At 43.7% G+C, this 23845-nt stretch carries 20 protein-coding genes and 1 pseudogene; 7 read left to right on the top strand and 14 right to left on the bottom strand.

Features of this window, described 5'->3' with window-relative positions; all coding sequences use genetic code 11:
- Positions 1–109: 109 nt before the first annotated feature.
- The gene (putP, locus tag JMY03_RS03115; RefSeq protein WP_201600949.1) at positions 110–1609 is read right to left on the bottom strand and encodes a sodium/proline symporter PutP; all 1500 of its coding nucleotides are present in this window, start codon (positions 1607–1609) and stop codon (positions 110–112) included.
- A gap of 794 nt (positions 1610–2403) precedes the next feature.
- Entirely contained in the window at positions 2404–3276 is an 873-nt protein-coding gene (locus JMY03_RS03110; RefSeq protein WP_201600947.1) for a LysR family transcriptional regulator, read from the bottom strand.
- Positions 3277–3609: 333 nt separating this feature from the next.
- Between JMY03_RS03110 and leuC the strand changes: the two genes are divergently transcribed.
- Positions 3610–5028, top strand: a complete 1419-nt coding sequence (leuC, locus tag JMY03_RS03105; protein ID WP_025647245.1) for a 3-isopropylmalate dehydratase large subunit — start codon at positions 3610–3612, stop codon at positions 5026–5028.
- A 54-nt stretch (positions 5029–5082) separates the two neighbouring features.
- The gene (leuD, locus tag JMY03_RS03100; protein WP_201600945.1) at positions 5083–5733 is read left to right on the top strand and encodes a 3-isopropylmalate dehydratase small subunit; all 651 of its coding nucleotides are present in this window, start codon (positions 5083–5085) and stop codon (positions 5731–5733) included.
- Between the two features lie 161 nt (positions 5734–5894).
- Here leuD and JMY03_RS03095 read toward each other — a convergent pair.
- Positions 5895–6278: pseudogene (locus JMY03_RS03095) on the bottom strand (transposase family protein); the annotation flags it as partial.
- A gap of 8 nt (positions 6279–6286) precedes the next feature.
- Positions 6287–6727 (bottom strand): transposase family protein, encoded by a 441-nt coding sequence (locus tag JMY03_RS03090; RefSeq protein WP_201600943.1) that lies wholly within the window; start codon positions 6725–6727, stop codon positions 6287–6289.
- A gap of 108 nt (positions 6728–6835) precedes the next feature.
- Here JMY03_RS03090 and JMY03_RS03085 point away from each other — a divergent pair, with 108 nt between their 5' ends.
- From JMY03_RS03085 to JMY03_RS03075, 3 genes are all read left to right on the top strand, one after another.
- Entirely contained in the window at positions 6836–7498 is a 663-nt protein-coding gene (locus JMY03_RS03085) for a hypothetical protein (RefSeq protein ID WP_201600935.1), read from the top strand.
- 107 nt (positions 7499–7605) lie between these two features.
- Entirely contained in the window at positions 7606–8709 is a 1104-nt protein-coding gene (gene leuB, locus JMY03_RS03080; protein WP_201600933.1) for a 3-isopropylmalate dehydrogenase, read from the top strand.
- A gap of 308 nt (positions 8710–9017) precedes the next feature.
- Entirely contained in the window at positions 9018–10112 is a 1095-nt protein-coding gene (locus JMY03_RS03075) for a L,D-transpeptidase family protein (protein ID WP_201600930.1), read from the top strand.
- Positions 10113–10280: 168 nt separating this feature from the next.
- Here JMY03_RS03075 and infA read toward each other — a convergent pair whose 3' ends face one another.
- From infA to dinB, 7 genes are all read right to left on the bottom strand, one after another.
- Positions 10281–10505: a translation initiation factor IF-1 gene (gene infA / locus JMY03_RS03070; RefSeq protein ID WP_019671605.1), complete on the bottom strand. Its 225-nt coding sequence runs from the start codon at positions 10503–10505 to the stop codon at positions 10281–10283.
- 139 nt (positions 10506–10644) lie between these two features.
- Positions 10645–11526 carry a tRNA pseudouridine(38-40) synthase TruA gene (gene truA / locus JMY03_RS03065; protein WP_201600927.1) on the bottom strand — a complete coding sequence of 294 codons (882 nt, stop codon included), beginning with the start codon at positions 11524–11526 and terminating at the stop codon, positions 10645–10647.
- A gap of 43 nt (positions 11527–11569) precedes the next feature.
- Positions 11570–12676 carry an asparaginase gene (locus JMY03_RS03060; protein WP_051397414.1) on the bottom strand — a complete coding sequence of 369 codons (1107 nt, stop codon included), beginning with the start codon at positions 12674–12676 and terminating at the stop codon, positions 11570–11572.
- Positions 12677–12773: 97 nt separating this feature from the next.
- Positions 12774–14591 carry a FimV/HubP family polar landmark protein gene (locus tag JMY03_RS03055; protein WP_201600923.1) on the bottom strand — a complete coding sequence of 606 codons (1818 nt, stop codon included), beginning with the start codon at positions 14589–14591 and terminating at the stop codon, positions 12774–12776.
- A 69-nt stretch (positions 14592–14660) separates the two neighbouring features.
- Positions 14661–16754 (bottom strand): FimV/HubP-related protein, encoded by a 2094-nt coding sequence (locus tag JMY03_RS03050; protein ID WP_201600921.1) that lies wholly within the window; start codon positions 16752–16754, stop codon positions 14661–14663.
- A 231-nt stretch (positions 16755–16985) separates the two neighbouring features.
- A complete protein-coding gene (gene queA / locus JMY03_RS03045; protein ID WP_051397395.1) occupies positions 16986–18113 on the bottom strand; it encodes a tRNA preQ1(34) S-adenosylmethionine ribosyltransferase-isomerase QueA in 1128 nt (375 codons plus the stop codon).
- Positions 18114–18331: 218 nt separating this feature from the next.
- Positions 18332–19420 (bottom strand): DNA polymerase IV, encoded by a 1089-nt coding sequence (gene dinB / locus JMY03_RS03040; protein ID WP_201600917.1) that lies wholly within the window; start codon positions 19418–19420, stop codon positions 18332–18334.
- Positions 19421–19731: 311 nt separating this feature from the next.
- On the opposite strand from dinB, the gene JMY03_RS03035 reads away from it, so the two are divergent.
- Positions 19732–20004: a hypothetical protein gene (locus JMY03_RS03035; RefSeq protein WP_201600915.1), complete on the top strand. Its 273-nt coding sequence runs from the start codon at positions 19732–19734 to the stop codon at positions 20002–20004.
- Between the two features lie 439 nt (positions 20005–20443).
- Complete coding sequence (locus JMY03_RS03030) at positions 20444–21154, top strand: hypothetical protein (protein ID WP_201600913.1); 711 nt, start codon at positions 20444–20446, stop codon at positions 21152–21154.
- A gap of 86 nt (positions 21155–21240) precedes the next feature.
- On the opposite strand, the gene JMY03_RS03025 is transcribed toward JMY03_RS03030, so the two are convergent.
- The 3 genes from JMY03_RS03025 to JMY03_RS03015 form a co-directional block, all read right to left on the bottom strand.
- A complete protein-coding gene (locus tag JMY03_RS03025) occupies positions 21241–21525 on the bottom strand; it encodes a putative quinol monooxygenase (RefSeq protein ID WP_201600911.1) in 285 nt (94 codons plus the stop codon).
- Between the two features lie 192 nt (positions 21526–21717).
- The gene (locus JMY03_RS03020) at positions 21718–22716 is read right to left on the bottom strand and encodes a zinc-binding alcohol dehydrogenase family protein (RefSeq protein WP_201600909.1); all 999 of its coding nucleotides are present in this window, start codon (positions 22714–22716) and stop codon (positions 21718–21720) included.
- Between the two features lie 352 nt (positions 22717–23068).
- A complete protein-coding gene (locus JMY03_RS03015; protein WP_201600907.1) occupies positions 23069–23809 on the bottom strand; it encodes an SDR family oxidoreductase in 741 nt (246 codons plus the stop codon).
- Positions 23810–23845: the final 36 nt, after the last annotated feature.

Genomic DNA, 23845 nt, shown 5'->3' with positions numbered 1-23845 from the left:
GATACTATTAACCAAGACTTTCTAAGTATCTTACCAGTTTTGTATGAGCCAAATAAAGCCCTCGCTATCTGAGATAGCGAGGGTTTTTAGTGTTCGATAGTTTATGAATTTATTTGTTTAAATTCAGCTCCATTTCTTTATATCTAGCAGATACCGTAGGTCTTGGACCGCCAGTCATGATACTTACTGCAAAGATCGCAATGGTGCTCAAGATAAAGCCTGGAACGATAGCATATAACCAACTATTTAGGGCGACTCCATTCATCTCGAATGGACCATAGACCCACAAGATGACCGTCAATGCACCGACAACCATACCGGCGACAGCGCCGTTACGGTTCATGCCGCGCCATGTCAGACTAAAGATAACGAGCGGGCCAAATGCCGCGCCAAATCCTGCCCACGCGTTAGAAACGAGGTTCAGTACTGAGCTGTCTGGGTTTGATGCCAGCAAAATAGCGACAACAGCAACGACAATCACAGAAATACGGCCGACCAGTACTTGACGCGCCTCTGGGGCTTCTTTATCAAAGAACAGCTTATAGACGTCTTTCGTCAATGAGCTTGATACCACCAATAGCTGAGAGGAGATGGTACTCATGATAGCGGCCAAGATAGCCGCTAATAAGAAGCCTGAAACCAATGGATGGAATAAAAACTGCGTGAATACCAAAAAGATAGTCTCAGGATCATCTAGTGTCATGGCAGTCTTTTGCACATACGCACGACCAGCAAAACCAGTCATCAGGGCACCGATAAGGCTGATAATCATCCAGCTCATACCAATATTACGGGCGGTCGGAACGTCTCTAACTGAGCGAATCGCCATAAAACGTACGATAATATGCGGCTGACCAAAATAACCCAAGCCCCAGGCCATCAGTGAGATGATACCAAGTGCTGTCATACCACTGGTAATATCGAGCAAGCTTGGATCGATATTTTGAACTGCGGTTGTCGTAGCTGAAATGCCGCCAAGATCAGTAAAGGCAACGATAGGGACGATCACCATAGCAAATAACATGATGACCCCTTGTACGAAGTCAGTCATGGATACAGCGAGAAAACCACCGAATAGTGTATAAGCAACTACCACACCAGCAGTAACCCATAGGCCTGTGCTATAAGATAGGTTTAATGAGCTTTCGAAAAGTTTACCACCCCCTACAAGACTTGCAGCGGTATAGACGGTAAAGAATAGAATGATGACAACGGCTGAGATGACACGTAGCATGTGTGACTTGTCTTCAAAGCGGTTAGCGAAGTAATCGGGTAGGGTAATAGCGTTGTCAGCTACTTCGGTATACACCCGAAGACGCGGTGCCACGATCAGATAGTTTAATAATGCCCCTAATGTCAAACCAAGTGCGATCCAAATACTAACCACACCATCGGCAAACATATAACCAGGTAAGCCAAGTAGTAACCAACCTGACATATCTGAGGCACCCGCTGAGAGTGCCGTTACTGCTGGGCTGAGATTACGGCCACCGAGCATATAGCCTTCTGTGTCATTGGCCTGCTTAAAGTAAGCATAAATGCCAATCCCAATCATCACTAGGAAATAGGCGGCAAGCGATATCAGCACGCCACTAGAAACTCCGTTCATATAAATTGTCCTTAACCAACGCTGTTGGCTGTTATTATATTTTGCTATCGAGATAAAAATAGAAACTCAGCACAAAAGATAATATCTAAAAACAATAAAAGCCATTAGATATCTCGTAATGGCTTTGCACTTATTAACTTTGCACTTATCAATAAGTGATTACTTTTGACTTTACAGGATTGATATAATTACAGTCAGCTTTAGGCTTACACCGATAAATAAAAGTAAGTCATCCTTTATTCATCGCAGTGAAGGATATCAATCGTTTAAAATCGTCAGTTTTACCATACGTTTATCGATATGACTCTAAGAGCAGATAATAAGCTCTTTTTGAAAATGAGCTGTCATTTATGGTTGTATAAGTCATCTTACTCACAAACATAAAGGAAACTGGCTGCTAATTATACTGTCTTTAGTTATGACCTTTAATACTTAAGCAGATCTTAAATCAATAGCATTGCAAATCAGTGATACTGTCAGCTACTTTTAACACTAGATTCATCACTAAATTAAGTAGCATCAGTTATCAAGTAGATCAGTCAGTAACCTTACTTCAATAATGATAAAGCATTAATTAAAATGACATAGTTATCACTGAAGTAACTGAATGTTAAAATTCATACTTAAGAATTATAACGCATCACAATATCAATTACTAATCGTAGGTTAGATGCGACTAGCGTGACATAAGCTCCTCAATACTTTTGAGCTATAGAATAACTATAAAAAAAACGTGACCTTGTAGATCACGTTTATCATATTTGTTACGTTTATATTACTAACGGTATCATGAATTAATCAATAGGTGCAAGTAGCTCCAATAGCGCCTCGACACTGCTAGAGCGCGTCAATTTTGGATTGATAACCACGCCTAAGTAGCGTTGCAGCTCGATATTATCCGCCATATTGATACGCTCTAAGTCTTGGCTTATCAGGGTTTGCGGCAGTACCGACCAGCCCAGTCCTACGGAGACGAGCATACGAATCGACTCAAGTGGATTGGTACTCATTGTGGCATAAGGCTTTAAGTTATGTTTGGCAAATTCAGCCAAGGTGATCTGACTCGTAAAGGTATTGGCAGAAGGTAGAATAGCTGGATAGTGTGCTAGCTGCTCTAAAGTCACATTGGTTTTTTGCGCTAAGGGCGATAACGTGCCGGTCATGAAATATAGGGGATCGGACCATAGCGTATGATAAGTCAAGCGCTTGTCATAGACGGGCGGTAAGGTTAAGAAAGCCAGAGATAAGTTACCATCAAGAACGGATTTGTGTGCCTCTTCAGAGTCGACAAAATGCACTTCTAACTGCACAGCAGGATAAGTTTGAATAAAATGCTTGAGCACTGGCGCTAAGTGATGTAGACCAATGTGATGACTCGTACCAATGACTAGCTTGCCTGAGACCACTTGTTCTGAGTGCTGAAGATTAATCCTAAAATTATCATAATCATCGAGCCAACGCCGGGCGTGCGGCAGCATCTCGTTAGCGGCTTGGGTAGGCACGATACCGCGGCCTACGGTGTCAAATAGCGTAATATTGAATTCGTCTTCTAAGTTTTTGATACGTTTGCTGACGGCAGGCTGAGTGATAAACAGCTTTTCTGCTGCTCCTGAGATACTGCCTGTTTGCATAACGGTGACAAACGTTGTCAAATTGGTGGTATTCAAACCGGTATCCTTAGCTATATGTAGAGCTATAATTAAAAGTTGGCTAATCCAATCACAATTTATTAGAAATATAAGTTTGGGAATGGATAAAAATCATCAATTATTATTATAGGATTAGGCTGCTATAATCACAAGAGATGAACCCACTTTTTAACACTTTTACTTTGTTATTTTTGTTAATTGTTAAGTTTAGCAAATAAATAGTTATTAATTAAATAGACTACAGCGTTATCGATTTAGCTTATAAGGTATAATTAGGATATTAGCGTTAAGTATAGGCGCATACTAATTGAAGCTCAGTTCAAAGATCAATAACCGGAAAAGGACAGCTACATGGCCGCTCAAACATTATACGACAAACTTTGGAATGCTCACGAAGTCAGTAAGCGTGATGATGGTTCTAGCCTTATTTATATTGACCGTCATCTACTGCATGAGGTGACGAGTCCGCAAGCTTTTGAAGGCTTAGAGCTGGCCAACAGAGCGCCATGGCGTCTGTCGGCCAATATCGCAAGTCCAGATCATAATGTACCGACGGTGACCAAAGAGCGTCTAGAAGGCGTTGAAGGTATCAAAGATAAAGTATCGCGTCTGCAAGTGGTCACGCTCGATGACAACTGCGCCAAATTCAATATTGCTGAATTTACGATCAATGATGCGCGTCAAGGTATCTTGCACGTGGTAGGACCTGAGCAAGGTTTAGTGTTACCGGGTATGACGGTTGTCTGCGGAGACTCACATACCGCTACTCATGGTGCGCTTGGCTGCTTAGCGCATGGTATCGGGACCTCTGAGGTTGAGCATGTCTTAGCGACGCAGTGCCTGATCACCAAAAAAATGAAAAATATGCAGATCCGTGTCACCGGTGAGCTTGGTGCTGGGGTGACGCCAAAGGATGTGGTGCTCGCGATTATCGCGAAGATCGGTACCGCCGGCGGCAACGGTCACGCTATCGAGTTTGCCGGTCAGGTCTTTGAAGAGATGAGCATGGAGGGCCGGATGACGGTCTGTAACATGGCGATTGAAGCAGGCGCGCGCGTTGGCATGGTGGCAGTTGATGATACTACCATCGATTATGTCAAAGGTCGTCCTTACGCACCCACTGGTGAGCAGTGGCAGCAAGCAGAGCGCTACTGGCGTACTTTGTATTCAGATGCTGATGCGGTATTCGATACTGTCGTTGAGATTGATGGTAGCCAGATTGCCCCGCAAGTCTCTTGGGGCACCTCTCCTGAGATGGTCGTTGATGTCACGGGGTCCGTTCCGACGCCAGAGCAAGCGGCAGATGCCACTCAAGAAGAGGGCTGGATGCGCGCATACCGTTATATGGGACTCAAGGCAGGTCAGCCGATCACAGATATTCATCTTGATCGTATTTTTATCGGCTCTTGTACCAACTCGCGTATTGAAGATTTGCGTGATGCGGCGGCAGTAATTAAAGGGCGCACGGTCGCTGATAGCGTCAAAGAAGCGATCGTCGTTGCTGGCTCCGGACAAGTCAAACTGCAGGCAGAAGCTGAGGGCTTAGATACGCTATTTACTGATGCAGGGTTTGAGTGGCGCGAGCCTGGTTGCTCAATGTGCTTGGCGATGAATGCCGATAAGCTTGAGCCCGGTGAGCACTGCGCGTCGACCTCTAACCGTAACTTTGAGGGCCGTCAAGGCAATGGTGGGCGCACGCATTTAGTGAGTCCAGCGATGGCGACAGCGGCCGCATTGGCGGGTCACTTTGTCGATGTGCGTACTTTTTAGAAGAGGATAATCGATTACTCTTCTAACATTCGATAGTTATTTATAGGAAACACTATGCAAGCTTATAATATTCAAACGGGCATTGTATGCCCTTTAGACCGCTCAAACGTTGATACCGATCAGATTATCCCTAAGCAGTTTTTAAAATCTATTAAGCGCACCGGTTTTGGCGTCAATTTATTTGACGATTGGCGATATTTGGACGAAGGGTTTCCGGGGCAAGATAATAGTAAACGCCCGATCAACCCTGATTTTGTCTTAAATCAGCCCCGCTATCAAGGCGCAACAATTTTGCTTGCGCGTAAAAACTTTGGTTGTGGCTCTAGTCGCGAGCATGCGCCATGGGCCCTCTCAGAATACGGCTTTCGTACGGTGATTGCGCCAAGCTTTGCCGATATCTTTTATAATAACTGCTTTAAGAACGGAATGCTGCCCATTATTTTAGATGAAGCTATTGTCGATACGCTTATGCAAGCCACGCAAGCGAATGAGGGCTATGAGCTGACCGCTGATCTAGAGCGCCAAGTGGTCATCACCCCGACAGGAGAAGAGTATGCGTTTGAGGTCGATGAGTTTCGCAAGCATTGTCTGTTAAATGGTCTAGATGATATCGGTCTAACCTTGCAACAAAGCGATGCTATCAAAGACTATGAGCATAAAATGATGCAAAAGACGCCTTGGATATTTAATCAAGTGCATGCTTAACCGAAATTTCTAGGCGATGCTCTATCGGCAGTAGCGTCTTATGAGTATTTAACACTCTTAAGGCTATTTACTTATTTATACCAGCGTTAATAATAGTTATACAGTGAGCAATACTGTGTTGAGTTATGGCGGCAAGATAGCTATTAGACCTCTTGCAAAAGTCATAGTCTAAGCTCGGAATTAATGATACCAGCAAACAGCTTCATTCTAAGATCATAGCGCTGACGACGGTTGCGATATTTATGAGCCACGATTTTAAACAACTTGATTAAGCCTATTTTGTGCTCAACCACAATACGGAACTTTGCCAGATAGTGATTGGCCTGTTTGCATATCTCCAGTAACTGACCACCACGTGGCTTTTTAAAAGGGGTGAAGGTTTGCTTATGTAGCTTTGCTATACCTTGATAGCCACTATCTGCTAGTAATTTAGCATTGTCAGGAAGCCAATCAGGACAAGTATCTTTATAGAGCTTAAAATCGTGGATTGACCCTTTGCAGGTTTGCACATCAAGTATCAAGCCGGTTTGCCAATGGACGATAACCTGCGCTTTTAAGGTGTGTTGTTTTTTCTTGCCGCTGTAGTAGTCGCTTTGGTTTTTTTTGGACGCTCAATAGGGGTTTCGGTGGCATCGACGATGACGACTGACCAATTGATGTCCTCATCGACACGACTAGGCAGCTTTTTAGGCAATTCAAACTTGCCAGAGTCAATCAGTGTGTCTTCTACTTTACGAATGATACGGCTAGCAGAAGACTCATGAATACCAAAGTCCATACTGATATGATAAAGCGTGCGGTATTCACGCCAATAAGTCAGGGCTAGTAGTATCTGCTCCTTAAGACTGAGCACACTTGGTCTGCCTGATTTGGTCTTAGATGCTTCATGCTCTTGCATGGCATCAAGCATCTCATAAAAGGTGGCTTTATGAATGCCAGTGTAGCGTTTAAAACCAGCGTTACTTTGTTTGAGTAGCTTATTTATGTTTGGCATATCTATTAAGTAAGTAGAGTTCAATAATATACGTTGTGTCTTACAACTACTTTTGCAAGAGGTCTATTATAAAAGCAACTTTATCATTTAAAAAAAGTAGCCGTCATTATGAAAAAAACACGTTTTGCCGCTTATGTTGGTGCCACTTTCGCTATGAGTGCACTGTTATCAAGTTGTCAGCTTTTTACAGGCTATCATCAGATAGAAGCTGCTGATAGTGCTGACAATTGGTCTGGCAAGATTTACCCGGTGGCAGGCGAGACTAATATCGCTTGTGTAGGTACTTATCACTGTGAGATTACTCGCATCGATCAAACGCCGACTATTGCAGAAGAGACGCATCAGCCTGTTGACCGTAACATTGTAATAGTAGAACCTGAAAAAGATAAGGTGCCACTAGTCGATACTAAAGCTGTTAAGCTGGTGCCGTTATCGGCCTCTGGCATCTCCGGTTTGACTAATTATTACGCCCGAGTAACACCTATCAAGCGCGAAGTACAAGTGAATTTTTATCCTGAAAATAACTTAGAATACGTCGAGCGTTTCACGGTTATTCACGAGTTCGTTGCGGGTACTTATCAGCTGCGCGCTTATAAAGTTCAATCTCCACAAAAAGACAGTAGCTTATTAACGAGTGCATCGCCGAACCCTCTATGCATAGAGCTTATTCAAGATGGCACTATTGAGCGTCGTTTTTGTAAGCAAGTTGATACTGAGCGTCAAGGCGAGTTTGTAGAAACTGGCGTGTTTGATGATACGGTGACCAGTTAAATCCCTTTATAACGTTTTATCGCAATTATTAAAACCTCCGATTCCCACAAATAACTAAGTTTTGACAAGCTCTAGTTTTATTACAATATTCAAAGACAAGGAAAAGTATGGCGACTATATTGACACTAGCAGGCGATGGCATCGGTCCTGAGATTATGACTCAAGCTATCGATGTCCTAAAAGCGGCCAATGATAAATTCGATTTGGGCTTTACTCTGGAGTCGGGGCTTCTTGGCGGTGCGGCGATTGATGCGACTGGTGAGCCGTTGCCCGAGGAGACTTTAAGGCAGGCTCGTGCAGCCGACGCTGTACTGTTAGGCGCAGTTGGTGGCCCTAAGTGGGATAACATTGAGCGCAGTAAACGTCCTGAACGTGGTTTGCTCAAGATTCGCAGTGAGCTTGGTCTGTTTGCTAATTTGCGTGTCGCCAAACTATATCCGCAGCTAGCGAATGCTTCGAGTATCAAAGCCGATATCATCTCAGGGCTTGACTTATTAATCGTCCGTGAGCTGACGGGTGGTATCTATTTTGGTGAACCGCGCGGCATCCGTACTTTAGACAACGGCGAGCAGCAGGGCTACAACACTATGGTGTATAGCACCAGCGAGATTGAGCGTATCGGCAAAGTCGCGTTTGAGATGGCGCAGACTCGCTCCCAATCCAGCGGCAAGCCGGCTAAGATTTGTTCAGTTGATAAAGCCAACGTGTTAGAGGTGACTGAGCTGTGGAAGCAGACGATGATTAAGATGCAAGAAGCGGATTATAGCGATGTTGAGTTGTCGCACATGTACGCTGACAACGCTTGTATGCAGCTCATAAAGGATCCCAAACAGTTCGATGTCATGGTCACCGGCAACATGTTCGGCGATATTTTATCGGATGAAGCGGCTATGCTCACAGGCTCTATTGGGATGCTGCCATCAGCGAGCCTCGATGAGGACGGTAAAGGTATGTATGAGCCTTGTCATGGCTCGGCTCCTGATATCGCTGGACAAGATAAAGCCAATCCCTTAGCGACGATTCTATCGGTGGCTATGATGCTACGCTATACTTTTAAGCAAGAGACCGCTGCACAAGCGATAGAGCAAGCGGTCAGCGATGTGTTGGATGATGGTCTACGTACGGTTGATATCTTGGATAACAGCGAAAGTGGCCTGACGCAAGTGGGCTGTCGTCAGATGGGCGAGGCGGTATTGGCCAAACTGCTATAACTGTTTTTAAGTGCTAGTCCATATTTATGGATTTTTATCTCTCATTTAACCTATAAATCGTTTGCCGATTTATAGGTTTTTTTGTCCAAAAGAGCTTATTTATATATTTACTAAGTAAGCAGTTTTTTACGTAGATTTTACATAGTTGTTATATTTACATAGATACTATATGAGTAGACCGCTATTAACATAATGGGCTTATATGCTAACAGGGCGCTATGTCATTATTATTGAAGTATTTATATTAGTAAATACTTTCACAATAATAAAAAGTCACTATAAGACTATATTGAATATTAGAGGAAACTATGTCTCAATTAACCAAAATTACCAGTGCCATGCTAGCGAGCAGTCTATCTACTGTGCTACTAATGAGTCCAGCGCTAGCGGCAACTAACAGCGATGTTAGCCCCGTTACTAATGGCGTCAGTCAAAAGATAAATAGTGATAAAGCAGCAAGTAAAGCGACAGCTGAGTCTCTTAACGAGCTACTACCAACCATTAAGTATACGACAGAGGGACTATCAAAATCTGCAAAAAAAATAAACCGTGTTAATTGGAAAGAGGGGGAGAAGATAGATCGTGAAGTTGGCACTCGCTTGCAAGCGCTATTAAATTGGCACCATAGCGGCGTCGGCTCAGTGGATGGGTACTGGGGCAAAAACACTCGTAAAGCGATGCAAGCGTTTCAAAAGGCTAATGGTTTGAGCGTCACTGACCAGTTAAATACCGAAACTTGGGATGCACTGACAGCGAGTGAGGCATTAACCCGTCAACCTGTACTAGTGCGCTATAAATTAACCCCTGATGATGTCAATATCAAAACGACCACGATTCCAGCTGGCGCAGAAGCCAAGTCTAATCTGGAGGGCATGTATTATGAATCCGTGCTTGAGGCATTAGCTGAGAAGTTTCATATGAGTGACAGCTACCTGAAGTCTCTAAATCCGAAGGCTAGCTTTAATGCTGGCGAGACCATCACCGTCTATAATCCGGGCAATCCTAATACAACGCCGGTCAGCCGTGTGGTCGCGGATAAAACTACCGAAACTCTCTATGCCTATGATGAACAAGGCAATCTTGTGGCAAGCTATCCCACGACAGTCGGCAGCACTGCTACGCCTTCACCAACAGGTACGCATGAAGTAAAAGTGAAAGTCTATGGCCCCAACTATACTTATACTGGCGATAACGGAGAGAAGTTTATTATTCCGCCAGGTCCTAATAACCCAGTAGGCAAGGTTTGGATTGGCTTGTCAAAGCCGTCTTATGGTATACATGGTTCGCCAGATCCTGATCGCATTAGTCGCCAAGCCTCAGCAGGCTGCGTGCGTTTGACCAACTGGGACGCGTTATCTTTGTTAGGAGTTATCGACGATGACGCTACAGTAGAGTTTAAGTGATTTTATCTTACAACAAATCAAGTTGCTTACATCCTTAAGCTAGAATATCAGGCAAAAAAATACCGCTAGTACAATTATTAGCGGTATTTTTTTGCCTGACAAGAGATGCTAAGCGTGCTTAATTCTCTAGACTAGATCAAAACTTAAAGGTCATACGAAGTAAGTAGTTTAGTTCTTACCACGATAAGTAATACGACCTTTGGTCAAGTCATAAGGCGTCATCTCGACTTTGACTTTATCACCAGTCAAAATACGGATGTAATGCTTACGCATTTTGCCAGAGATATGGGCAATGATTTCGTGTCCGTTTTCTAAACGAACCTTAAACAGAGTGTTTGGCAAGGTATCGATGACTTCGCCTTCAAACTCGATAATATCGTCTTTTTTAGCCATAATTTATATCAATCAATGAAAAATAAGCCAATATTATACGTAAGTTTAGCGATTAAAGCAATATGGCAACGGGTTTTTGCTTGACAGCGTTTAGTGGTTATGTATGTCAAATTATAATTGAGCTTGAATATCTAAAAAATTAATCTGGCAGATTGAGCCAAATTGGAGTCAATGGCTCTTTTGGGAGCAGCGACTCGTACTCGTCAGGATAATACGCTTTTATAAAATAAAGTCCATCACCAGCAGCGGTCGGCGGGGCAATCGTACGATCTTTTTGCGCTAAAATAGCTAAGAGGTCGTCCGGCTGCAGCTCGTGACGGCCGATAGCGTACAGCGTACCCATTAAGTTACGTACCATATGATGCAAAAAGCCATCGGCTTGAATATCAAATACAATAAAGGCGCCATGAGCAAAGAGCTTGGCATGACTGATGGTACGCACCGGCTGATTGGACTGGCAAGCTGCGGCGCGAAAACTTGTAAAATCATGCGTTCCTACTATGTCTGCAGCAGCCTTTTGCATTGCGGCTAGATCAAGTGGCTGATGAATGTGAGTCACTTGGTGGTTTAAGATAGCCGGGCGCGTGTCTTGATTGAGCGTAACATAGCGATAACGCCGAGCGATGGCCTTAAAGCGCGCATGAAAATCGCTTGGCATCGGCTGAATCCAGCGTAGTGCAATATCATCGGGTAATAAGCTATTGACACCGCGCAGCCAATTATGGGTAGGTCGGTAGGCTCGAGTGACAAAGTGAGCGACCATGTTACTTGCGTGTACCCCAGAGTCGGTGCGTCCTGCGGCGACCACTTCTACTGTCTCGTTAGCGACTTTGCTAATAGCAGCCTCTAGGACTTGCTGGACGCCTAAAACCTCTTTTTGTCGTTGCCAGCCATAATAATGAGTCCCCAAAAACTCGATAGCTATCGCTAAAGTGTAAGTAGGAGTGTCTTCATCGGTGTGTTGGATTAGCTCGTCTTGCGGCACTATTGGCTGAGCGTTATCTGATAAAGAGTCGGTCATAATGGTTGAGGTGCTTAAGCTTATTTTATGAGTTTGGGATTGTTTAGCGCTGACGACTCGTAGAAGTTCCTGCTTGGTTAACGCTATAAGTCCAGCGCTGACGTCTACGGGCAGGGGTGTCGTAACGTAGCAATAACCACAGTAGGCGCGCGTAGATCGCAGAGAGAGTGAGGCGTCCACCAGCGATGACGTGATAATCATATTGCCAGCTGCCCGCGGCGTAACTGCTACTCACGCCGCCAAATGGGCATTGGCTTGCGCAGACTACCATATGGCCTTGTTTATAAGCCGCTTGTAGCGCCTCGGCAAGCTGCGGCGAGTAAGGTACGTTGCCGCTGCCAAACCCTAATAAGATAATGGCGCATGGCGGTTTTGACAGCAGCGCTTGTAACTGCTCGCTGAGCACGCTTGGATCGTTAGGCAAGCAGTAAAGTGCATGAACATGAGCGTGCTGTGGCTGATTTTGTACCGCTGCCAAAACTTGTTGTTGGTCATCAAGCCAATGCTGCCGGCGAGTATCTGTCAGCTTATCTATATAGCTATTATCAGGATAGGCAGCGCGGTGATGACCGGTAAAGGCCATAAAATCATGGCTATGAATCTTTTGCACCGTTTGCGCCGGCCAAGACTCACCGCCAAAACATATCTTCACCCCTGATTGCCCCGCTGCTGCTAAGCGCAGAGCTTCACGAAAATTATCCCAAGCATCACCGTGGCTGTCGATTTTATAAGCGTGCAGCTCTTCGCTATCTAGTAGTGGACGCATGCTGCCTGTGAGAGTAATACTGATGTCAGAACCGGCAAAAGCTTCTGCCAAAAACGCTCCTAAGTAGCTTAAGGTGTCAGTCCCTGTGATCAGCACAAACTGGCGCTCGCCAGCTTGATAGGCCGAGAGTAACAGCGTATAAAAATGTACAAAGTCGCTTGGCGTTAATTGGCTACTGTCTTTGATAAGCGAGTTATCTAACCAACACAGCTTAGGTAAAAAAGCGGCATCATCGTGCTCAGTGACAAGTTGCTGTAAGGCGGGTAAGAACACTTCGGCGGCAAGCGGCGCTAGTGGCCGCCCATAACTGCCAAAGGTGCCGCCTGCATAAATCAGCTGTACAGACTGCGAGTTGAGAGATGATAATGTGGAACGTGAAGCCATATTTAAGTCGCAAAATGTTATTAAAAACCGTTGATGAGATGACGATAAAAAAGAAAAGTAAGGCGGTATGGCTCTATTAAACCAAGCCGCCTATCATTTATACAGTGCGCTCTAATAGCGTTTGTGCCTGAGCCTGTTGAGCGCTACTGCCTTGCGCAATAACTTCGCTGAGTAAACGTTTGGCGCTATCGTATTCACCAAGCTCCAAATATTTTGCTGCTAAGTCTAGAGTGATTTGTTGATTATCTAAATCATTAACGAAGTCAAAATCCGCGGCAAACTGCGCCGCAAAGTCTGTATTATCTGCTTTGTCCTCTGTGACGACTGGGCTAGCTGTCGTGGCTGCGTCTTCGAAGATAGAATCATCGAGACTAAAATCCTCTTCAAAAGGCGTCTCGTCATCGAACATCAAAGGAGAGTCAGTTTCAGTCGTGCTTGGCTCATTCTCAATAGGCTGCGAATCAGTTAAATCGAAGTCGAAATCATCTAGCTCGGTAGTGAGTGTCTCGATAGAATTGGATGACGCCGTAGAGGATAAGTTTTCTTCTACTGCTAAAGTGCTATTGTCGTTTACCGTCTCTTGGGTGTTTGTTTGTTCTAAACTGTCTAATGATAAAGCGTCTAGTTGCAGCTCGCTTGAATTATCATCGTCTAAGCTCAAATCCAAGTCAAAACTAGAGACGTCCGCTGTCTCTTCTTCAGTCGTAAGATCAGAAGCAGCAAGCTCAGAGTCGCCAATAGTATCAATATTTATGTCGGTGTTCAGGTCGGTGCTTATGCCTGTATCGCTATTTGAAGGGTTATCTGATGCTAGATCATCAAAATCTAGTACAAAATCTTCTTGTAAATTGTCATTTTGACTGTCGGTAGGTTGCAGCGCTACCGTCTCACTGCTCAGGGAATTCGCCGCCGGCTCATCAAAATCAAGGCTAAAGTCTTCATCAAGATTCAATTTATCAGAGCTTACTTCATCAAAGCTCACTTCATTAGAGCGAGCTTCAGCAGCACTAAAATCTTCGCTGATAAGGTTACTCTCCTGACTATCTTTGACAGGTGTAGATGCAGCAGTGCTATCGCTCTCAAACTGCTCGTCTAAGCTCAAAGTATGGCTATCTAAGCCAGAATCGTTAACAGATAGATTGCGGGCTGTATTAGCAGTAGCCTCATCAAAACTTTCACTCTCTAAATCATCTAAGGTCAGATCAAAGATAGCATCAGCACTGTCATTGCTACTCGTATCATCAGTGATAGTACTCTCATTAAAAGAGCTCGCTGATGGAGCCGAAGATACAAAGTCTAAGTCAGTAATAGAGTCAGTACTCGCCGCAGTTTCTTGAGACGTACTGAATTTATCCTGTTGATGACTCTGCGTTTCATTAGAAACGCTTGCGACATCGAAGTCGAGGCTCTCGTAATCCGCTGCTACTGCCTGCTGCTGATCATTAGCATGGGTATCGTCACGTGCTGCTATAGGCGTCTGAGAATGTTCTTGGTCAAATAGTGCCTTTAGGTCTTTGGCTTGGGCGATAGTAGCGGCATCGCAATGAGCACTGATAGCGTCATAAGTTCTATAAAAATTCTCAGTCTGCGTAGTCAGAGCATAGATGTTGAGAAGCTTGAGTGACAGCTTAGCATCATGAGGCTTTTGGATAAGGCCGCGCTCTAGTACCTCGATTGCTTTGTCATAACGCTGCTGATCGATAAACCGCTCAGCGACAGTCAAATTGTCAAACTTAGTCGCGCCTGCTGTTGCATTGGTACGAGCCGCATCATAGTCGGTAGGCACGCGTCTAGTACTGGACGGAGCATCGTCTATATGTCTAGCGGTTGGCTGCGCTTTTTGCCTACGCATAATCAACACAGCTATTAGTAAAACAATGATTAGTCCTGCAATGATATATAGCATATTATCCATAATGATTCCTACGACTATTCGTGCTGAGTATAGCAAGCTCAGAGCAAGTGTTGCTAGTCAGCTAAGCGGTTATTGATTGCGTAATTTTTTTAGTCGAGCCTCAAGCTCAGCCAGTTTTTGATTTTGTAGTTGCAGTTTTTGTGTATAACTACCAAGGCTATTATTCATCAGTTTTGTGCGCTGAGCTTGCGTAGCAGTGCGCTGCCGAGACGACTTTAGGGAAGCGAGAACCTCAGTACTTAGCCCATTGCCTGCCGCCGCATCTGCTTTGGTTTGAGTGCCATCAGCTTGACCTTTACCCCCTGGAGCCACTACCGAAAAACGTGCTTGTGGTAGTGTCCGAGTCGTAGGTTTTGCTGTGCTATTAGCCGACTTAGTTGGTTTTGCTTGGGCTATCTGCGAGGATACTGAGGCTGCACTTGTAGTATTGTCCGCTGTTGCTTTTTCGCTAGATGCTTTAGCAGTTTTTTTATTGGCTCGTAGATAGCGTGCTCGCTGTTCAGATATGGCGGCTTGGATGCTGCTTTGTGAGGGTATTACCTCATAATTAGGTAAACGCAACTCGGCATTGGCTTTGAGCTGATCGGCGTCTTGATTAATAAAAGCATTGGGGTTTTGCGTTTTGATCTGACTCATCACCGCTGATATATCAAGATTATTCTGCTCAGCGATTTGCTTGGAGATCAGCCATAGGTTGTCGTTACGCTGTACGGTATAGCTAACCATTTTCTCATTAGCGACTGGCAAGCTATCGGTTGCTGCAGTCTCGCGGCGAGCGCTGATGGTACTGGCAGAAGCGCTATCAGCGGCGTTCTTACTAGTCGCCACAGGCTCAGGCACAGCGCTATCTGCGGCAGTTGCTAAGTTATGCGCTACTTGACTGTTTAGCTTGGCAGTATCATCTGAGTTCAGCGAAGCCATACTCTCATCGAAACTCAGCGCCAAAGTAGGGCTATCGGTACTATCGACTTTGTTAATAGGGCTATTACGCACGGTAATCTGCCGCGAGACTTGTATATTTAGCGTATTACTATTCGTACTGCTGGTTTTAGCAGTTTTGTTTTCTAAAGAAGGCTGATTATTTTGGGTACGGTTATTGGCTGGCATTTGCGCTAATAAGGTTTGCTGCACGTTAGTTGCCGCATCAGCAGATGCTACCGAAGTTGACGCTTTTACCAAGCCTTCCACACTTTTAAGTTTTTCAACACTTTCAATACTTTCAACATCTTCAACGCTATTAATGTCTTCAACGCTGATAGCTGTATCATTACGGTTAGGGATTGGCTGCAAAGCTTTGGCGCTAGCATTGATAGGGATATCGCCGTTAGGGGGACTTGGTTGAGTAGGGCGGCTACTTACGCGGCGATTGTTTTTTATATCTAGCGTATTAGTTTTGGCCATCGATGGCGCAGGGTTAGCAGTCGTTTCGAGGTCAAATCTTGACGCTGGTGCCAGCGGTAGATTCGGAGCCGCTGCTACGCGCGCAATAGGTAGAGCGCTACTATTTTTGGAATTTACGGTATTGATGGTGCCTGAATTAGCCGCTGAGCTAGACGGCGCAAGTAAAGGCGGCGGCGCTTCGCGTTTAACTGCTAAGGGTTTAGTGCTGCTAGTAGCAACAATGGGCGCTTTTTTGGTGACTGGCGATGTTACAGTTGGCGCTGAAATCACTGGTAAATTGGGTTTAGGAGCACGAGCGACTATAGGTTTTGCAGATTTTACACGTTCTGAGCGTTTCGCTGGCTGAGCAGAGCCTAGAGGCATCAGCAAGGTTTTTGGCACTGTATTGCGCTGACCATTGTCGTTGATTGCTAATACCACATCGGCAAAAGGCTTTGAGACTGGCTGAGAGGTGCTTATCATCAGCTGTCCGGTGCTAGCAGAAGTAGGGATAAAGCTCACGGACATGGCATCAGTCGGGGTCAATCCTAGCTGTTTATACACCTTAGGGTTGGCCAAATTGGCTGAGAAGTCTGAGGATTCGATGTCAGAGATGCTAATAATAGCGACAAGCGGCTCATGCTGTGCTGAGGTAATGGTTGTTTTACCGATAGTCGCCGCCATGGCTGCTGGCAACAATATAGCGCTGCCCATTGAACACAATAGCGCTGCAGACACTGCACAATGAAGACGAGTCGGTCGATAAGGTAATTGCCAAGCCATGCGCTGCCCTTTGAGTAGCCACTGAGAGTATAGCAAGTTAAAGTCTATAAGGTATTAAGCTGATACCAATACACCATAAACATATTAACTGAATTATAACGTTAAGCAACATTAAAACGCAGCAATATTCTAGAGTTTTTTAAACTGCGTGCAATAGTTTTACTCATTGGCGTTAAATCTCACCTTACTATGCTAAGCCGATTTGTTCTGGCAAGTGACCTATAGGCCGTCTTAAGCTTTATCCAAAAGCATCGCATCGCCATAACTAAAGAAACGATACTGCTGCTCAATAGCATGCTGATAAGCGTGTTCAATAGCCGACTTACCAGCGAAGGCCGCAACTAGCATTAACAAGGTCGATTTTGGTAGATGAAAGTTAGTAAGTAGCCGGTCTATTACCCCAAATTTAAAACCAGGATAAATAAAGATATCTGTATCACCAGACCAACTGGCTAGCGGCTGCCCATTGACTGCCGTCTGCTGATAAGCACTCTCTAGTACTCGAGTGACAGTCGTACCAATAGCAATGACTTGATTGCCATTAGCGTGAGTCTGATTGATCAGATCGGCAGTCGCTTGCGGCAAGTGCGCATACTCGCTGTGCATAGTGTGGTTGAGAAGATTGTCGGCTTTGACAGGGGCAAAAGTACCTGCACCAACATGCAGGGTGACAAAAGCGCTATTGATGCCTTTATCTTTGAGCATTGATAGCACTTTTTCATCGAAATGCAGGCTAGCAGTAGGCGCAGCGACACTGGCAAGCTTGGCCGGGTCGTGAAAGACGGTCTGATAACGAGTGTTGTCAGTTGCATCAGCATGGCGCTCAAAATAAGGCGGTATCGGCAGCTCGCCATAGCGCTCTAAATCAGGCAAAATAGGCGCGGCGAAAGCTAAGATAAATAGGTTCTCTTCACGGCCGACCATAAGTGCTTCGATATGACCATCAGCCAATAACAGCTGCTGACCAAGCTTAGGTGCTTTGCTGGCTTTGACATGGCATAGCGCTAGATGTGGATGAGTTGTTGCTGCTTTTGCTATGTTGAGAGTATCACTATCGACATCATCGCGCTCAAGTAGTCGCTCGATTAACACCTCAATTTTGCCGCCAGTGTCCTTTTGACCGAACAAGCGCGCTTTCATGACTTTAGTATCATTAAAGACAATTAAATCGCCAGTATTGAGTAGCGCTGGCAAGTCGGTAAATAAATGATCGATCGGTGCAACTGCCGCCTCATCAGTATTAGCCGGTAAATAAAGTAGCTTAGAGGCTGAGCGCTCAGCGAGAGGATAACGAGCGATTAGATGATCAGGCAGCTCATAATCATAGTCGCTGACGCTTAGGTAGTTAGGAGTATCCATAGCTGCTGGTTCATCGGCAATAGAGGCAGGTTCGGTCAAAATAGTAGGATCCATATTGGTTATGATTCGATCATTAATGAGAGAGATTTTGGCATAATTGTAGCAGAAAGTAGTCTTGAGGGGATAACTTCTAAGTCGTTTGCTAGCTGTTGTATTTGAACCGTCCGTAGAAGGGTAGACAGTGGTAAAAGGGCAAAAAGTATCAGCTAAAACCAAAACTAAAAATCAAATAGATTTAGCTGCGGTAAGCTCTGACTCGCTGGCGCTAAAGAAGAGTAAGTGACGCCGACGAGCCTGATCGGCAGCGTTCGGGCGATATCAGCAAACAGTTTATCAAGCCAATAGTGAGCCGATTCTGCGCTAGTAAACGCGGTGGACAAGGTGTGTGAGCGCGTGATCTGCGTAAAGTCAGCATACTTAACTTTTAGAGTGATGGTATAAGCAATAAGCTGTTTTTTTTGCAATTGACTAAAGGCGTCAGCATTTTGCTCATAAATCTGCGCAAGTAAAGGCGCATCCGCACTCAAGTTATCTCGAAAAGTCGTCTCTGAGCCTACTGACTTGTGTTGCCGCTCGGCTTTAACTTGGCGCAAATCCTTGCCATGGGCAATATCGTAATAAAACTGACCGCGTTTACCAAACTCATTGACCAGTAGCGTCGCCTCAGTACGGCGCAGATCTGCACCAGTACTGATACCTAGCGCATGCATACGCTTAGCAGTGGCCTTGCCAATCCCATGAAAGCGCTCAATTGGTAGGCTACTAATAAAAGCCTCAGCGTCCGCTGGGGTGATCACGGCGATACCATTGGGCTTATTGATGTCCGAGGCGATTTTTGCCAGCATTTTATTAAAGGACACGCCAGCAGAAGCGTTAAGGCCGGTGTGCTCAAGTATTTGCGCGCGTAACCAGTTCGCCATCAAGGTCGCTGAGCCTTTATGAGCACTCAAGCCTGTAACGTCAAGATAAGCTTCATCTAAGGACAGCGGCTCGACTAGCGGGGTCAAGCGATGCATGATTTTGCGAATATCGGCACTAACGGCGCGGTAAACATCGAACCGTGGCCTGACAAAAAGCACCTCAGGACAGCGTTTGCGCGCTTCATAGCAAGACATCGCAGAGCGTACCCCAAACTTGCGTACTTCATAGCTGGCAGCAGCGACCACTCCGCGGCCATTAGGATCACCGCCGACGACTAGAGGCTTGCCCCTTAACTCTGGAAAATCGCGCTGTTCAACACTGGCATAAAATGCGTCCATATCTAAATGAATAATTTTACGCAGAGTCGGTTGGGTTGAGGCAGTCATAGGTACTATTTTACCTTAATTTAAGGATATTTTATGGATCAATATTCTAGATAAGACTCCTTTCATACCAAACTTGCCTTTATTTAAGCTACCGCTCATCGCTATATCAGTACCTTTTATTATAAATTGTTCTTTACAGTAGTATATTTGTACTATTCTAAACTAATAGCTCATTCGTTATAATTAATATGAAGACTATGAAGTTACAGTCAATAATAATAAAACTTAGGGTCGAGCTAAGATGGATAGAACTCTAAGTATTTATTGGCCGATCGGTACATTTTAGAGGTTCAATAATCAAGGAGCTGACGATGAATAGTACTAAAATAGTAGGTAGTGATTTGACCCGCTTTATGCTAATGAGTGGTAACCAAGAGGTTTGGTGTGCGATAAGCGATGAGAGTGATGAGGAGGCCATGTTAGATCACTATGGTAACGACTTCACCGCTTATATCGTGTCTTTTGATAATGATTATTTTTATTGTAATCATGGTAGAGCTTGGGCTTTTGCGGTACCTATAAGGATAGTCGCAGTCGGACAAAGTCCTATAGAAGAAGAATTTAGTCCGGTTAGTTTGAAGTAATATTATCATTTAGCCCAGAATTTAAGATCGAAGAGTTGCCTTGTTATATCGTGATAAACGTTACTATATGATGACTCTATAAGAGTATGACTTAACTCTCTATAGCTATCTTCTAAGAGATATTTAGAAAATAGCTATAGAGGGTTTTTGACAAATGATCCGATAAATCCATAGTTATTAGCAATGTCGATTTGCGATATACTAGGTAACCGCCTATATAACCACTTATAAGTCTATGAGACTAAAACCCTAGTCTACGTGCCATTTAACCCTGTTACTTTTATACTTGGAGTTTTGCGAGAGTAGAGCATATATCAAAACAAGCCTAAATAAGCGATAATGCCTGTCATAGATTCTGTGACGCCCTAATCGGTGCTACACGCTAGAATAATAGCCACAGACATCAATACCGCAAATCTCTAGTACAAGGCCGCTTTGCATGACCAATAACAATCCCTTTAATCTTATTCCACTGACACCTACAGGTAGAAATGAGACAGATAACGTCAATCTCTATTCTCCTGATGACATGATTACTATCTATGAGCAGCAGTTTTTGACCGAAGTGCCTGACGACAAGCTCACCGAGTTTTTGCCCGCTCTAAAAGCCTTTTATGACATCGACGATAATACCTTAGATATCAGCGCCGTGATTTTTGACGCTATTGGCGATGCCGCTATCATTTATAATCATAAAATCAAAGTAGGCGACTATCAGCTATTGGGCGAGCTGGTCAAAGAGAGCATTCTAGAAGAAACTGAAGAGCAATCAAAAGATCAGGCTAATAATGACAGCAACGATGCTCAAGCCTTTACCATCGACTGTCTGCGCACCTTTTATATCAATGAGATCCAAATACCGTATCATTTTAATTTATTCATCCAAGGCGATGGCTACTCGACTTTGACCGAAAAGAACACCGTACTCGAAAAGCTCTACTGGTTCGTCCACGATGGTTTTGATGAGCATTTATTGGGAAATCCTGACGATGTCATAAGCTTAGAGTCTATTAACGCTGAGCTCAATAAATTAGGCATCAGAGAGATGGATTTGACCACTGTTCATGCTGTCGTCAATTACATCGAAGATCACATTATCGATGATGCCATGGCAGACGCGCTCAATGAAAAGATAGATGCAGCGGAGTAAGGTTTTTTATAGAAGGTAGATGTGTAGAAGCAATAGACAAAAAAATACCGCTAAGCTTAATGGTTAGCGGTATTTTCTATATACAGCTATATTTTTTTGATTTCTACAATATCATTTGATTCAATTAGCGATTGGATATTACCAAATAAACTTTGAATATAATCAGACGCTATATGGATATCTAAATCCTCCCTGCTACGCCATTCTTCTAAGAAGAAATATCTACTCGAGTCATTTTCGCTAATATAAAGCTCATATTTCAAGCACCCTTCTTCTTGAAGCGTAGGCTCTATTACACTTTTTAAAAGCGCTTCTAACGTCTCTTTTTGATCTGATTTTGCCTTAAAGTTCGCAATTATTGAAATAGTCATTATTTCACCTTGAATTTGTTTTAGGGCTTGTCCCTATTTTAAAAATGGTGATAAAAATGAGATAAATTAAAGGCAAACAAGGAAAATAACGCAGGTAATATCAAGATATTGGTCAGCTATTTGACACCGTTTGCCAAAGATTTAGCCATTTTTAGCCCATTTAGTCATAAACGCTTGAATTAGGGACACGCCCTAGAAGTTTTCTAATACAATTTTGCCTTTTGACTTGCCTGATTCAAGTAACTTATGTGCTTTTTCCAAGTTTGCAGCGTTAATGTTGCCTAGATTTTGGTTGAGGGTACTTCTAATTTTTTGCTGGTCAACTAATTGGGCAACCTGTTGCAACAGATCACCTTGCTTTTCAATATCATCGGTTTCATACATTGAACGGGTGAACATCAACTCCCAATGGATAGAAATAGATTTAGTCTTAAACGGCATAATATCAAAGGTTTGTGGATCATCGATCAATCCAAGCTTGCCTTGTGGTGCAATCAGAGAAACTATTTGTTCGATATATGTTTCTGTATGATTGGTAGAGAATACGTATTTTGGTTTTGCAATGCCTAGTGTCTCGATTTGTGCATTTAAATCTTTGCTATGATCAATGACATGGTCGGCACCAAGTGATTCCACCCAAGATTTCGTTTCTTCACGTGACGCTGTTGCTATAACGGTCAGATTTGTTTTTGCTTTTAGGAGTTGGATAGCGATTGATCCTACACCTCCTGCACCACCAATAATTAAAATACTGCCAACTTCTGTTTCTGAAATTTGAAACCGATCAAACAGCATTTCCCATGCCGTTATTGCAGTTAATGGCAATGCTGCTGCTTCTGCATTAGATACTGTAATTGGTTTAAGACTGATAATTCGTTCATCGACTGCTTGATACTCAGCATTACTACCATCTCGGGTTAAATCGCCAGCATACCAAACAGAATCTCCTACTTTAAACGAGGTAACTTTTGAGCCAACTTCAATAATTTCCCCAACGGCATCCCAACCTAAAATACGATCGTCTGCTTCAGACGAATTTTTTCTCACTTTGGTATCAACTGGATTCACAGAGATTGTCTGAACTTTTACCAGTACATCACGCTCTTTAAGCGTAGGCTTCGCTTTTTCAATATCTACCAATGAATTTTTAAAATCATCATGGTTGTCTATAACATACGATACGGCTTTCATAGATTTGTCCTCAGCTTTAAAAAAATATAGGGCGTGTTGAACATTCGACCATGGCACTGACAGCGACTATTTTTTAGGCGATTCGATGTTAAAAATAATAAGTTTAGTCATTCTAAGCGCTTATTTTTAACGATGAAGCGGCAAAAAAGAGTCCTGTCCCTGTTGTTGTCGTGAGGGCTGATGCTAAAATTGCCCCATACTGCGTTACAAATCTCGCTAAGGCATCTGCATTATCGTCGCTTTGTTGCCTTGTCTGGAACAATTTTAGCGATCAGCAGTGCCTATTTGCGAATGTTCAACACGCCCTAGTAAAAATGGGAGCGAAGTGCTCCCATTTTATATTATTCAATCATTAAAACTCTTGGCTCGTTGGGCGCAAAACAATTTCATTAATATCTACATCAGCAGGCTGTTCAATTGCATAAGCAATTGCTCGAGCGACTGAGTCAGATGGTATGGCTTGCTTGTAGAAATCAGTAACAAACTCTGAACTCTCTTCATGAGAAGAACCGAATTTTAGTTCTGACTCAATTGCACCAGGCTCAATAGTAGTCGTTCTAATTGTTTCCCCAACTTCATGACGAAGGCCTTCTGAGATGGCTCTTACAGCAAACTTAGTACCGCTATAAACCGTACCTCCTGGACTAAATACTTTTACCCCTGCAACAGATGAGAGATTAATAAAGTGTCCAAAGTTTTGTTTTTGGAAAACAGGTAGGGTAGCTGCTATTCCATAAAGAACACCTTTAATATTAATGTCGATCATACGATCCCATTCATCAACTTTTAGCTCACTTAATGGTGCAATAGACATCAATCCAGCATTGTTTACCAATACATCGATTTGACCAAATGCGCTTAATGCCTTTTCAATAAGTGCTTGCACTTCATGTGGTTTGGTTACATCCACACCAATAAATTCAGCTTGACCACCTTCAGCACGAATGTCGTGAACAATAGCCTCTAATTTTTCAGTACGTCTAGCACCAATGACAACCTTTGCACCTTTTTTAGCAAGTAAGCGAGCAGTAGCTTCACCTAAACCACTACTTGCACCAGTGATAACAATAACTTTATTTTCTATATTATTCATACAAGTAACCTTCAACCTATTTGTCAATCATATTTG

The organism is Psychrobacter submarinus, assembly GCF_904846685.1.
Lineage (GTDB): Bacteria > Pseudomonadota > Gammaproteobacteria > Pseudomonadales > Moraxellaceae > Psychrobacter > Psychrobacter submarinus.
Note: the sequence above shows the minus strand (reverse complement) of the source record. Positions and strands in the feature narration are given on the sequence as shown.

What these genes read in the sequence shown, in the direction of transcription:
- putP (WP_201600949.1), bottom strand. Translation starts at nt 1,609, where the DNA reads ATGAACGGAGTTTCTAGTGGCGTGCTGATATCGCTTGCCGCCTATTTC.
- leuC (WP_025647245.1), top strand. Translation starts at nt 3,610, where the DNA reads ATGGCCGCTCAAACATTATACGACAAACTTTGGAATGCTCACGAAGTC.
- leuD (WP_201600945.1), top strand. Translation starts at nt 5,083, where the DNA reads ATGCAAGCTTATAATATTCAAACGGGCATTGTATGCCCTTTAGACCGC.
- JMY03_RS03090 (WP_201600943.1), bottom strand. Translation starts at nt 6,727, where the DNA reads ATGCCAAACATAAATAAGCTACTCAAACAAAGTAACGCTGGTTTTAAA.
- JMY03_RS03085 (WP_201600935.1), top strand. Translation starts at nt 6,836, where the DNA reads ATGAAAAAAACACGTTTTGCCGCTTATGTTGGTGCCACTTTCGCTATG.
- leuB (WP_201600933.1), top strand. Translation starts at nt 7,606, where the DNA reads ATGGCGACTATATTGACACTAGCAGGCGATGGCATCGGTCCTGAGATT.
- JMY03_RS03075 (WP_201600930.1), top strand. Translation starts at nt 9,018, where the DNA reads ATGTCTCAATTAACCAAAATTACCAGTGCCATGCTAGCGAGCAGTCTA.
- infA (WP_019671605.1), bottom strand. Translation starts at nt 10,505, where the DNA reads ATGGCTAAAAAAGACGATATTATCGAGTTTGAAGGCGAAGTCATCGAT.
- truA (WP_201600927.1), bottom strand. Translation starts at nt 11,526, where the DNA reads ATGACCGACTCTTTATCAGATAACGCTCAGCCAATAGTGCCGCAAGAC.
- JMY03_RS03060 (WP_051397414.1), bottom strand. Translation starts at nt 12,676, where the DNA reads ATGGCTTCACGTTCCACATTATCATCTCTCAACTCGCAGTCTGTACAG.
- JMY03_RS03055 (WP_201600923.1), bottom strand. Translation starts at nt 14,591, where the DNA reads ATGGATAATATGCTATATATCATTGCAGGACTAATCATTGTTTTACTA.
- JMY03_RS03050 (WP_201600921.1), bottom strand. Translation starts at nt 16,754, where the DNA reads ATGGCTTGGCAATTACCTTATCGACCGACTCGTCTTCATTGTGCAGTG.
- queA (WP_051397395.1), bottom strand. Translation starts at nt 18,113, where the DNA reads ATGGATACTCCTAACTACCTAAGCGTCAGCGACTATGATTATGAGCTG.
- dinB (WP_201600917.1), bottom strand. Translation starts at nt 19,420, where the DNA reads ATGACTGCCTCAACCCAACCGACTCTGCGTAAAATTATTCATTTAGAT.
- JMY03_RS03035 (WP_201600915.1), top strand. Translation starts at nt 19,732, where the DNA reads ATGAATAGTACTAAAATAGTAGGTAGTGATTTGACCCGCTTTATGCTA.
- JMY03_RS03030 (WP_201600913.1), top strand. Translation starts at nt 20,444, where the DNA reads ATGACCAATAACAATCCCTTTAATCTTATTCCACTGACACCTACAGGT.
- JMY03_RS03025 (WP_201600911.1), bottom strand. Translation starts at nt 21,525, where the DNA reads ATGACTATTTCAATAATTGCGAACTTTAAGGCAAAATCAGATCAAAAA.
- JMY03_RS03020 (WP_201600909.1), bottom strand. Translation starts at nt 22,716, where the DNA reads ATGAAAGCCGTATCGTATGTTATAGACAACCATGATGATTTTAAAAAT.
- JMY03_RS03015 (WP_201600907.1), bottom strand. Translation starts at nt 23,809, where the DNA reads ATGAATAATATAGAAAATAAAGTTATTGTTATCACTGGTGCAAGTAGT.